The 12,324-nt window shown below is 65.9% G+C and carries 7 protein-coding genes; 3 read left to right on the top strand and 4 right to left on the bottom strand.

Annotation, left to right across the window (positions count from 1 at the left end; genetic code table 11):
• Nucleotides 1–52 precede the first annotated feature (52 nt).
• On the top strand, nt 53–1,690 hold the full coding sequence (locus ACP7AS_RS03770) for a pectate lyase (RefSeq protein WP_426027525.1): 1,638 nt from the start codon (nt 53–55) through the stop codon (nt 1,688–1,690).
• Here the strand turns inward: ACP7AS_RS03770 and ACP7AS_RS03775 are convergent.
• From ACP7AS_RS03775 to uxaC, 3 genes are read right to left on the bottom strand one after another with little or no spacing between them, the layout of a single operon-like run.
• On the bottom strand, nt 1,687–3,186 hold the full coding sequence (locus ACP7AS_RS03775) for a UxaA family hydrolase (protein ID WP_426027526.1): 1,500 nt from the start codon (nt 3,184–3,186) through the stop codon (nt 1,687–1,689). The two genes, ACP7AS_RS03770 and ACP7AS_RS03775, sit on opposite strands and share 4 nt — an antisense overlap.
• Nucleotides 3,183–4,667, bottom strand: a complete 1,485-nt coding sequence (locus ACP7AS_RS03780; protein ID WP_426027527.1) for a mannitol dehydrogenase family protein — start codon at nt 4,665–4,667, stop codon at nt 3,183–3,185. Before ACP7AS_RS03780 ends, ACP7AS_RS03775 begins: the two co-directional genes overlap by 4 nt.
• Nucleotides 4,664–6,079, bottom strand: a complete 1,416-nt coding sequence (uxaC, locus tag ACP7AS_RS03785; RefSeq protein WP_426027528.1) for a glucuronate isomerase — start codon at nt 6,077–6,079, stop codon at nt 4,664–4,666. Before uxaC ends, ACP7AS_RS03780 begins: the two co-directional genes overlap by 4 nt.
• Nucleotides 6,080–6,293: 214 nt before the next feature.
• On the opposite strand from uxaC, the gene ACP7AS_RS03790 reads away from it, so the two are divergent.
• Nucleotides 6,294–7,445, top strand: a complete 1,152-nt coding sequence (locus ACP7AS_RS03790) for an aldose epimerase family protein (protein WP_426027529.1) — start codon at nt 6,294–6,296, stop codon at nt 7,443–7,445.
• 70 nt (nt 7,446–7,515) lie between these two features.
• Here the strand turns inward: ACP7AS_RS03790 and ACP7AS_RS03795 are convergent, their stop codons facing one another.
• Entirely contained in the window at nt 7,516–10,515 is a 3,000-nt protein-coding gene (locus ACP7AS_RS03795; RefSeq protein ID WP_426027530.1) for a TonB-dependent receptor, read from the bottom strand.
• 204 nt (nt 10,516–10,719) lie between these two features.
• On the opposite strand from ACP7AS_RS03795, the gene ACP7AS_RS03800 reads away from it, so the two are divergent.
• Complete coding sequence (locus tag ACP7AS_RS03800; RefSeq protein ID WP_426027531.1) at nt 10,720–12,051, top strand: pectate lyase family protein; 1,332 nt, start codon at nt 10,720–10,722, stop codon at nt 12,049–12,051.
• The last annotated feature ends 273 nt before the right edge of the window (nt 12,052–12,324 follow it).

Below are 12,324 nucleotides of genomic sequence, written 5' to 3' on the forward strand. Positions count from 1 at the left end.
CTGTCGGGAACGGACCGCAGAGTCCGCATCCCGGGAAGCGGTCGGAGTCTCCATGTCCCTGTCGATGAACCGCCGCATCCTGTTGTCCGCCGCCGCCGCGACCGCCTTCGCGGCCGCGGCACCAACCCTGGCGCAGACGGCCACCCCTGACCGCGCTGCCATCCTGGCCGCGATGAAGCGCGCGGCCGCCTTCATGACGGACGAGGCGGCGGTCGGCGGCGGCTATGTCTGGAATGTACTGCCCGACTTCTCGCGCCGCTGGGGCGAACTCGAGGCATCACCGACCATGATCTGGGTCCAGCCGCCGGGCACCGCCACGGTCGGCCACGCCTTCCTCGACGCCTATCACGCCACAGGGGACGAGCAGTTCTACAGGGCCGCCAAATCAGCCGCCGACGCCCTCGTGCGAGGCCAGCATCCGGCTGGCGGCTGGAACTATGTCATCGACACCGCCGGCGAGGAGAGCCTGAAGCGATGGTACGCCACCTATGGCCACAACGCCTGGCGGATGGAGGAATTCCAGCGGTACTACGGCAACGCCACCTTCGATGACGCGGGCACGGCCGAGGCCTCGCAGCTGCTGCTACGGGTCTATCTGGAGAAGCGCGACCGCCGCTATCGGGCACCGCTGGACAAGGCGATCCAGTTCGTTCTCAACGCCCAGTATCCCAACGGCGGCTGGCCGCAGCGCTTCCCGTTCGTCGAAAACGGCGGTGTCCACGGCCACGCCGACTACACACCCTACATCACCTTCAACGACGACGTGGCCGGCGAGAACCTGGAGTTCCTGCTCTATGTGCACCAGGCGTTGGGGGCCCGGAGTAACGACGCCCGCCTGCTCGACGCTATCCGGCGTGGCATGGACATTTTCGTGCGAACCCAGCAGCCCATGCCCCAGCCCGCCTGGGGCCTGCAACATTTTCCCGACACCCTGAAGCCCGCCCCTGCCCGCACAATCGAGCCCCAGGCCTTCGCCACCCACACCACGGCGACCAATATCCGCTCGATGATCGGCTTTTATCGCCTGACCGGCGACCGGAAATTCCTCGCCCGCCTGCCCGAGGCCCTCGACTGGCTGGATCAGGTGGCGACGCCCCGCGCCCTGATTGCGCCGGGCCGCACCCATCCGACCTTCATCCTCGAGGGCTCGAACACCCCGGTCTACATCCACCGCCGGGGCTCCAACATCACCAACGGCCAGTATTACGCCGACACCAATCCCAACAACCTGGTCATCCACTACGGCTCGTTCAGAAACCTTGACACCGCGGCAATCCGCCGGGAGTACACCGCCGCGGCCGCGCTTTCTCCTGAAGAGGCCGTCCGAACGTCGCCGCTGACGGCTCGCCCGGGGACACTGACCCTGCCCCGGTATTTTACACTGAAGGACGTCAGTGTCTGGGACCTGTCGACCGACGGCCGGCGTGGTCAGACACCCGCCCCGGCGCGGATCGCCGAACTGATGTCCGGCCTGAACGCCCGCGGCTATTGGCCTTCGCCCCTGACCACGACCTCCAATCCCTATATCGGCGAGGCACCGGCGACGGTGACCGGCGGCGAGTACCAGACCACGCGTGTCGGCGACCTGTGGGACACTTCGCCCTACACCACTGACTATCCGGTCGAGTGCGTGTCCACCGCTGTATTCGTGAAGAACATGGGCGACCTGATCGAGGCGCTGACGGGCTAGAGATAGGCCCCGACCTGCCAGGGCACGAATTCATTGTCGCCGAGGCCGAGCAGTTCGGATTTCGAAGGCTCGCCCGAGGCTACGGCCAGCATCCGCGCCAGGATCAGCTCGCCCATCGCGGCCACCGACACGCCGTTCAGGACCGGCGAGGAGTCAATGTCCATGTCCTCGTCCATCCAGGCCGCCAGGCTGGCGTTGGAGGCGATCTTGATGGACGGTGCCGGCTTGGCTCCGAAGACGGAGCCACGCCCGGTCGTGAAGGCGATCAGATTGGCTCCCGAGGCGATCTGGCCCGTCGCCGAACAGGGATCGTAGCCGGGACTGTCCATAAAGCTGAGACCTCGGACCGTCCGCGGCGCGGCGTAGCCGATCACGTCGTTCAGGGGCGTCGAGCCCGATTTGGCCACCGCCCCCAGCGACTTCTCGAGAATGGTGGTCAGCCCGCCCTGCAGATTGCCCGGCGACGGATTGTTATTCAGCTCCATGCCATGCCGGTCGGCATAGGCCCGCCACCAATCGAGACGCTCCAGCAGCTTTCGTCCCACGTCGGGCGTCGCCGCGCGGCGCAGCAGCAGATGCTCGGCACCCCAGATCTCGGGCGTCTCGCTCAGCAGGGCCGAGCCACCGGCGCGGACCAACCCGTCGACCGCCGACCCCAGTGCCGGATTGGCTGTGATCCCCGACCAGGCGTCCGACCCGCCGCACTGCAGTCCAACGGTCAGGTGCGACGCCGACACCGTCTGACGCCTGGCACCCGCCGCCCGTTCGACCAACGCCTGAACGATGCCGATGCCGGCCGAGATCGCCCGCGCCGTGCCGCCGGCTTCCTGGATCGTCAGGGTTCGCAGGCCGGGCCCGGCCTCAAGCCCGGCCCCCGCCAGCCACGCCGGAATCTGGTTGGCCTCGCAGCCCAGGCCAACGATCAGCACACCGCCAAAATTGGAGTGCCGCGCATAGCCGGCCAGGGTCTTCTGCAGCAGGGCCACATCGGTCCCCAGCGCGGAGCCGCCACACCCGCTCTGGTGCGTGAAGGCGACCACGCCGTCCACGCCCGGCGGCAGGCCGCTGTCGGGGAAGGCGTCGGCGATACGCCGGGCCACCGTCGCAGAACAGTTCACGCTGGTCAGGACCCCGATGTAGTTCCGCGTGCCGACAGCGCCGTCGGCACGGACGAAGCCTTCGAAGGTCGCCGGCCGGTCGGTCGGCACGGGCGCGAAGTCTGCGCCGATCTCGGCCTCACGGGCGTCGTCGGCCATGACCAGATTGTGCGAATGGACGTGGTCGCCGATTGCGATGTCGACCCCCGCCCGGCCGATCACCTGACCATATTTCCTTACCACGCTGCCGGCGGCGACAGCGCGCACCGCCACCTTGTGCCCCGTCGCGATCGCCGCCCGGGTTGGGGCCTCAAGACCCTCAGCGGTCGCGCCCGGGGCCAGATCGTCCAGGGCAATGGCCACATCGTCGGCCGCGTTCAGCGTCAACACCCGGCTCATGTCCCATCCTCCGGGAGCGCGGTGCCCCCCTGAGCCGCCGCAGCGACCGCACCGATCTGGCCCAGCCGGACATAGGCGTCCGTGACCGCCGCCCGGAACGCCGCGTGCCGCGCCAGCACCGTCGGAAAGACCGCCTCCAGCGTCAGCAGGGCCTCGACGATGGCCGCGTCGCCGTCCGCGCCGTCGACGAGCCTCCTCGTCTGCGCCGCCAGTGGATCGTCGACGATGAAGGCCTCGCCCGCCTCGGTCACGCCCGACTGCCAGCGCATCCAGCCCGCGACGCCCAGCGCCAGCGCCGAAATCCCCTGCCCCTGCGCCAGCCGCGCGGCGCATGAGGCCAACAGTCGCTGCGGCAGCTTCTGCGACCCGTCCATGGCGATCTGGCGTGTGCGGTGCTGCAGCGCCGGGTTCAGGAACCGCGCCATCAGCTCGCTGCGATAGCAGGTGATATCCAGACCGGGTGGCGGGGTCAGCGTGGTCTCCGCCTCGTCCCACAGCCGCTCGACGAGGGCGCGGATGGCCGGAACAGCGACCGCCTGATGCACGAACCTATGACCGGCCAGACCGCCCAGACAGGCGATCGTCGAATGAGCGCCGTTCAGCAGTCGAAGCTTGGCCTCTTCCCACGGCTCAACCGCCGCGGTCATCCGCACACCAAGGTCCTCGAACGCCGGGCGCGGACCGGCGAAGAGGTCCTCGACCACCCATTGGGTGAACGGCTCGGTCTTGACCATGCCTTCGTCGCGGTAGCCGACCCGGGTCTCGAGGGCGTCGATATCGGCCGCGGTCGTCGCCGGAACGATGCGGTCGACCATGGTCTGCGGAAAGGCCCCTTCGGCCGCGATCCAGTCGTGCAGGCCGGCGTCAATCCGCGCTGCCATGGTCAGCACCGCCGCCCGCACCCGCAGACCGTTGTGAGGAATATTGTCGCAAGACACGACCGTGAAAGGCTTCAGGCCCCGCTGATGCCTCAGACGCAGGGCCGCGACGAGGAAGCCGGGGACCGTCCTCGGCTTCACCAGATCGGCAAGATCTTCTGCCACCTCGGGATCGGCTTCCAGAAGGGCTCCGGTCACCGGATCCAGCCGATAACCCTTCTCGGTGACCGTCAGGGTGACGATGTGCACGTCCGGCGATGCCATGGCCTCGACGAGAGCTGCCGGACCCTCGGTCGCGACCATCACCCCCATCACCGCTCCGATGACCCGGACAGTCTCGTCGACGGTGTCCCGAACGACCACGCTGTAGAGCCCGTCCTGCGGCTCAAGCCGATCGCGCACGCCTGGGGACCGCAACGAGGCCCCCAGCACGCCCCAGCGCAGGTCCCCGCTGGTCAGGGCCGCGTCGAATACCACCGCCTGATGCGCCCGGTGGAAGGCTCCGATGCCGAGATGGACCACGCCGATCTTGACCGCCGCTCGATCATAGGTCGGACGCATGACCGGGACGTGCGAAAGCGTCGCGTTCGAAAGCCGGGTCACAGCCTGTATGCCGCCTTGACCAGATCATAGGTCAGGGCGCGCGCCACTTCATGGGCCTCGTCCTCCCCGATCCGGTGCTCCACAACCAGCTTTGCGAGGAAGCCGCAATCCATGCGCCGGGCCACGTCATGCCGCGCCGGGATCGACAGGAAGGCCCGCGTGTCGTCATTGAAGCCGACGGTGTTGTAGAAGCCCGCCGTCTCGGTGACCTGTTCACGGAAGCGGCGCATCCCTTCCGGACTGTCGTGAAACCACCAGCTCGGCCCCAGCTTCAGTGCCGGATAATGTCCCGCCAGCGGGGCCAGTTCACGGCTGTAGCTGGTCTCGTCCAGGGTGAAGACGATCAGCGTCAGGCGGGGGTCCGAGCCGAAGCGATCCAGCAGCGGCTTCAACGCCCGGACATAGTCCGTCTGCGTCGGGATGTCGGCACCCTTGTCAAGGCCGAACTGGTTGAACACCATGGCGTTGTGATTGCGGAACGACCCGGGGTGCAACTGCATGACCAGACCGTCCTCGACGCTCATCGCCGCCATCTCGGTCAGCATCTGGCCACGGAAAAGTTCGGCATCCGCGACACTGGCCGGGCCGCTCGACACGCGTCCGAACAGGGCCTCCGCCTCGGCTTTCGAAAGGTCGGCGGTGAAGGCTGTCGGATGGCCGTGGTCGGTCGAGGTCGCCCCCATCGCAGTGAAGAAGGCGCGCCGGTCCCGCAGCGCGTCGAGGTAGCCGGCCCAGCTCAGGGTGTCCCGACCCGTCTGCTCGGCCAGAACCCCCAGATTGTTTCGGAAGCCTTCGTAGTCCGGATCCAGAACCGGATCCGGTCGGAAGGCGGTCAACACCCGACCCTTCCATCCGGATTCCCGGATGGCCTTGTGATGTTCCAATGTTTCCGTCGGCGATTCCGTCGTCGTCAGTACCTCGATATTGGCCCGCTCGAACAAGGCCCGAGGGCGAAAGGCCTCGGTCTGCAACGCGGCATCGATGATGTCGAAGTAGTGGTCGGCAGTTTCCGCAGACAGCCGCACGTCGATCCCGAATATCTCGGCATAGACCCAGTCGTGCCACATGCGCGACGGGGTACCCCGGAACAGGTGATAGTGCTGCGCGAAGCGGTGCCAGATCGCCCGCGGATCGCGCTCGACGGGGCCGCCGTCCGCGCGGGGTACTCCCAGGCTCTCCATGGACAGGCCCTGCGAGAAAAGCATGCGGAAGACGTAGTGATCGGGGGTGATCAGCAACTCGGCAGGATTGGCGAACGGTTCGTTGGCCGCGAACCAAGACGGGTCGGTATGACCATGCGGGCTGATAATCGGCAGGCCCCTGATCTCCGTGTAGAGCCGACGGGCGATCGCGCGCGTATCGGCGTCGACCGGAAACAGCCGATCCGGATGGAGGATCAAGGGGTGGCTCATCGCTAGGGCTCTGTCCGGCGCCGGGGGCGGGCGCTTCATGGGTTCAACGCGCGGGCCCACGCCAGCCTTGCGACCGCGAAGGGGCTTCCAATATCGTCTATGACACCGGTGACAATGCAATGGCAAATGCGCATACTTCATCGCCGGATGTCGAGTATGCCGGTCTCCGATACCAGCCGCACCCTTGGCGCCGCTGGCAGAAAGGGACGACGCCATGACCGGACCGATCTTCGACCGTCGTCTGTTCACCGGGGGCTTTGCCGCCCTGCCCCTGTCGGCCTGCGCGACGATGAGCCCGCGGTCTGCCGCGGCGGGCGTGGCCGTGTCCGACTTCGGAATGACGGCCACGGGCGAGCCGGTGAGGCTGTTCACCCTGACGAACCGGGCCGGTCATTCCGCGAAGATCATGACCTGGGGGGCGGCGCTGACCTCGCTTGTGATGCCGGACCGGTCTGACGCGCTGGCCGATGTCGTCCTCGGGCTGGACAGTTATGACGACTATGTCGCGCGCTCGCGGAATTTCGGGGCGACGATCGGGCGCTATGCGGGCCGGATCGCCGGCGGCCAGTTCGAACTGGATGGCCGGATCGTTCATCTCGAGACCGGCGGAGGGGCCCACAGCTCCCACGGCGGCCCTGTCGGGTTCTCAAAGCGCAACTGGACCGGTCGGCTCGACGAAACGCTCGAAGGGCCCGGGGTGTCGATGACGCTGGTCAGCGCCGACGGAGACCAGGGTTTCCCGGGCAAACTGGTGATCACCGTCACCTACCGGCTGACCCATGACGACCGCCTGACCCTGGCCTTCGAGGCGACGACGAACAGACCGACGGTCCTCAACCCCACTCATCACAGCTATTTCAACCTGTCGGGAGCCCCCGGGCGACTGGTTCTGGACCATGTCGTCACGATCGATGCCGACGAATTCACCGCCTTCGGACCGGACAAGATCGTCACCGGTGAACTGCGGCCGGTCGCCGGCACGCCGCTCGATTTCCGCCGGCCAAAGACCCTGGGTCGCGACCTGGCGACACCCGATGAGCAGGTGAGAATCGGTGGGGGCTACGACCACAATTTCGTTCTCCGCGGCGAACCCTGCGTCCTGCGCCGCGCCGCGCGGGTCGATCACCCCGAAAGCGGGCGACGAATGGAGCTCTGGACGACCGAGCCCGGCGTCCAGTTCTACACGGCAAATGCAGTCGAGATGATTGGCCGTGACGGCGTACCCTATCATCCGCATTGCGGACTGTGTCTCGAACCCCAGCATTACCAGAACAGCCCGAACCGCCCGGAATTTCCGATTACGGTCCTTCGCCCGGGTGCGACCTACCACTCGACCAGCGAATACCGGTTCGGCCGGGCGGACTGACCTCCCGGCCAGAAAAAGGGGCCGGTAGCTCTCGCCACCGACCCCAAGGTACGTTCAGGAGAACGCGTTTCTAGAAGCGATAACGGGCGCCGACGAAGACCTGTCGCCCGGTGTGGTGGTAGACGGAAGTGCTCTCGCGGGAGGCACCGTCGCCGACGAACTGGTGATTTTCCTCATCCGTCAGGTTCAGGGCTTCTAGGGTGACCTCGATCTGGTCGCTCAACTGATAGGAAGCCGAGGCATCGAGGTTGAACGTGTCCTTCTTGCCTTCGATCGGGTTGCCGTTCCGGCCAGGGACGTTCTGGAGATAGGCTTCCCGGATCGCCGCCGAGATCCGCGCCGAGAACTTGTCGTCCTCGTAGTAGACCGTGGCGTTGTACGACTGTGGCGAGAGGTTGATCAGATCAGCGGTCACGAACGTGGCACAGGTCGCGTCGTTGCAATAGTCGATCTCTGACTCGACGTGGGTGTAGTTCAGTTGCACCCCGGTGTTGGCGAGGAAGCCGGGCAGGAACCGGAAGGGCTGCTGATAGCTGATCTCGAAGCCTTTCAGAGGTCCGCCCTCGGTGTTCACCGCTGCGGTCAGCTGGAAGATGGTCGAGGCCGAGCAGGGCGAGGAGCAGAAGCTCGGATCGAAGGCCGACGGGTTGAGGGCCGTCAGGGACGAATAGGGCAGATCCTGGCGGACGAGTTGAATGTAGGTGTCGATGTCCTTGTAGAAGTAGGCAAAGGACAGCAGGCTTTCAGCCGCGAAATACCACTCGACGCTGAGGTCGTAGGTGTTGGCGCGGAAAGGCTCCAGCTTCACATTGCCGATCGTTGCGGTGAAGTTCGGCCCCGTGGACAGCGAGGTGGTCGGGACGAGGAAGTTGGTACCGGCGAGGTTGTTATTGATCGGCGGCCGCGCCATCACCTTGGCCGCCCCGAAGCGCAGGAACAGGTCTTTCACCGGCTCCAGCACCAGGTTCAGCGACGGCAGGGTGTCGGAATACTCGTTCTCGCCGGTCACAAGGTTGCCGCCGCCTGTCGAGCTGTAGCCCGTGGCCTGCAGGATCGTGTTCGCCTGGCGCACGCCGATATTGCCACGCAACGGCATGTCGAACACTTCGGTGTTGAAGTCGGCCTGAACGTAGAAGGCCAGGTCCTGTTCGGAGATTGACCGGTTGCCGCCGCGGGCATTGCCGTTGGTGACGCCGGTCAGACGGAAGTCGCCTCCGGCTACGCCGGTGTCGCAGTTGCAGTAGATGTTGAACAGGCTTGCGATGGCGTTCAGGTCAGGACGAAGCCAGCGGGTATCCGTCCCCGCGGGGACCAGATCCCGGCCGAAGCCCGTGAGCAGGTTGGAAATATCGGCCACCGTGGTCCCGACCGGCAGGGCCGGCACGAGAGTCTCGTCCGCGCGGCGCGACTCGAAGGAGTCGGTGTCGTAGGTCTTGAAATTGATCCCCGCCTTGAACGTCACGAACTCGCTGGCGTCATATTCAATGTCGGCTTGGGCCGTTGTGAACAGGGTGTCTACGCCGTTCGGCCGCAGCCGGATTTCCGAACGCGGGAGGACGGCGAGACCCGTGCCCAGGTTCGCACTCCGCCACGCCCAGTTGTTGGGGTTGGTGACGTCGAAGCCGTAGTTGATGACCGGCGCCTGCAGGTTGCCGCGGAAGTCCCAGGAATAGCCCTGGGTGTTCTGACGATCGAGCGTGACCGTCGTCTGGACCGGATTGTCGAAGTTCGATTCTGCCCGGCCGTAGTAGTAGCTTCCGCGCAGGCGATCCGAGAAGTCGTGCTCGGCCGAAAAGCTGATCTGGGTGTATTCCGTCGAGAGCACATCGTAGCGACTCTCCGACCGGATATCGACGTTGTCGAACAGGCCGTAGACCAGCATGTTGTTCTCGACCACAGCGTCCCGGACACCGATCTGGGTCTGGCCGCCGGCCGCCGCATTGCGGCTGAAGGACAGGGCTTCAAGGAAGTCTTCCTGCCGTGTGGCATCCAGTTTGGAATACAGGATGTCCAGCGAGAACAGCGTGGTATCGGCCGGTCGCCACTGGAAGGATCCGGTGACGCCGAGACGTTCCTGCTCGTGGGTCAGACGGCCATAGCGAGGCAGTCGCGGGATGAAGACGGTCGCCTGGTTGGCAGTTGTGAAGGCTGCGTTGTTGGCCGCCGTATTGGCCGGACGCGCGACGCCCGTAGCGCAGTTGGCGGCCGACGAGCCGTTCGCAGTGCTGTTGGAAGGATTCTGGGGGGCGAAGCCGACGGGGCTGCAGAAGCCGCCGCTGTTGGTCGAACCCGGTGCCGCGGCCGGAGCCCAGCGGACCGAGCTGAAACCTTCTTCCAGAAGGCTGCGCTCGCTGTAGGCCACCGAGACAAGGGCCCCGAACTGATCATTGTCACCGAAGGTGTCGCTGATCAGCAAGGCATAGCGCGGATTGTACTCTTCCGAGAGGTCGTTGTAGCCGGCCTGGGCCGAGGCAGCGAGCGTGAAGCCCCTGTGGTCGAACGGACGCGTCCCCTGCAGGTCGACTGTGGCACCGAGCGAACCCTCTTCGGTCTCGGCCGCGGCGGTCTTGCGCACGGTGATCGAGTTGAAGAGTTCCGATGCGAAGACGTTGAAGTCGAAACCGCGACCCCGGTTGGCACCGCCCGAGGAGTCCGTGCCGCCGGCGGTGGCCTGGGCCTCCATGCCGTTGATCCGGGTGCGGGTAAAGTCGGGACCCAGACCGCGAACGGTGATGGTGCGGCCTTCACCAGCGTCCCGGTCGATGGAGACACCCGGTACGCGCTGGATCGATTCCGCGAGGTTCAGGTCGGGGAAGTCGGCGATGTCCTCTGCGACGATCACGTCGACCACATTGGTCTCGCGCCGCTTGGCGTCCAGGCCCGCGTTCAGGCTGGCGCGGAAGCCGGTGACGACGACCTCGTCGATCTCGGTGGTGTCCTGACCGGCCGACGGCGCAACCTGCGCTGCGGCGGCACCGACCCCGAGAGACAGCGCTACGGCCAGTCCCGACGCTCCCGCGAACAGACAACGGCGAAAGGCGCGGGTCATCCCCGGCTGAATGGCTTGCATGATATGCCTCCTCCCAATTGGGCATACAGGACGCCGGAGTGAGCCCCGGTCTATAGATTTATTGCGGTCCGGCATCTCTGGCCGATCCATTTGATACCGGTGTCATAAAGGGTTATGGAAACAAATGATACCGGTAGCAATTTCGAGCCTAAACCGATGATCCGCGTTTTCGCAAGCCCGCTTCTTCGCACCGCCACCGCAAGCATGGCCCTAACTCTGACCGCCGTGGCCTTGGGGGCACACCCGGCGTGTGCCCAGGATGCGGCAGCCGGCGTGCTCGCTTTTCCCGGCGCGGAGGGGGCCGGACGGCTGGCTCTGGGCGGCCGCGGAGGCCGGGTCCTGCGCGTGACGAATCTGAACGACTCCGGTCCTGGCAGCTTACGCGCGGCGGTAGAGGCTGACGGCCCGCGCACTGTGATCTTCGACATCGGCGGGACCATCCCACTCGCCTCCCCCCTGACCATCCGGCGCGGCCGGATCACCCTCGCGGGCCAAACAGCCCCTGGCGGCGGGATCACCCTGCGGGACCACGCCCTGGTCATCGCGGCCGACGACATCGTGGTGCGCCACCTCAGGTCCCGCCTGGGCGATGAGAGTCGCGTCGAATCTGACGCGGTCTCGATCGAACGGGGTCGTCGCATCATCCTCGACCACGTCTCGGCTTCTTGGTCAGTGGACGAGACCCTTTCGGTCGGCAGCCGCTACAATCCGCCCGGGCGGGGCATCTACGACGTCACGGTTCAGTGGTCCGTTATCTCGGAGTCGCTGAATGCCTCAGGTCACGCCAAGGGCGAGCATGGCTATGGATCCCTCGTGCGGGGCGGGCACGGCGCGCGGATGACCTTCCACCACAATCTTTGGGCCGCCCACCGGGCCCGGATGCCGCGGCCCGGAAACTACAACGCGCCCTCCATCGACCCCGAAGGACCCCGATTTGAATTCCACTCCAACGTCTTCCACAACTGGGGCGGGTCTCACGCTGGTTACAACGCCGACACAGCAAGCCTGTCGACCTACGCCTTTGTCGGCAACGTCTATATCCCGGGTCCGGATTCAGCCGGCCGTTGGGCGTTCGAAGAGTCCAACCCCATGGCGCAGGCCTGGTTTGAGGGCAATGCGATGGACGGGCGGGTCCCGTCCGATCCCTGGAGTTTGGTGAAGGATTCGGACCGGCCGGGCTATCGACTCTCGACCCGCCCCGACTGGGCGGCGGCCGCGACCGGAGCAACGACCGGGACCGAGGCAGCGGTCTTGGCCCACGCTGGCGCGGGTCCCGTCCGGGACGCCGTAGACGAGCGGATTCTCGCGGCCGTCGGAACCCGATCGTTGCGCATTATCAACAGTCAGTCCCAGGTCGGCGGCTGGCCTGTGCTGGCACCGGGAACACCCTGGATCGACCATGACGCTGACGGCATGCCAGACAACTGGGAAACGGCGCATGGCCTCGATCCGGCCGACGCCGGAGACGGCGCGCTGGACCGTGACAGCGACGGCTACACCAACCTTGAGGACTGGCTGAACAGCCTGATCCGGTGACGGATCATGTTGGCCGGGTGCCAATGTCGGCTGGGTGCGCTTGAACGAGAGCGCCTTCACGAAACATCTTTCCTATCCGCAACCTGGGAGCGACCCAGGTGGAGACGAGTTTGCGTCTGCCTGACAGCACCACCACGGGCTCTGGCAATCCAAACTTAGCCGCCCGGTAATCCGGCCGACCTAGCGTCGCGGCCATGGCCAAGTCGACCAACCCGTTCCTCTAGTTTGACAGCACCCCCTGTGGACTTGCACCCAATTTTGCTTCAAGCTTAA

Source organism: Brevundimonas sp. TWP2-3-4b2 (genome assembly GCF_049897345.1).
In the GTDB taxonomy this organism is placed as follows: domain Bacteria; phylum Pseudomonadota; class Alphaproteobacteria; order Caulobacterales; family Caulobacteraceae; genus Brevundimonas.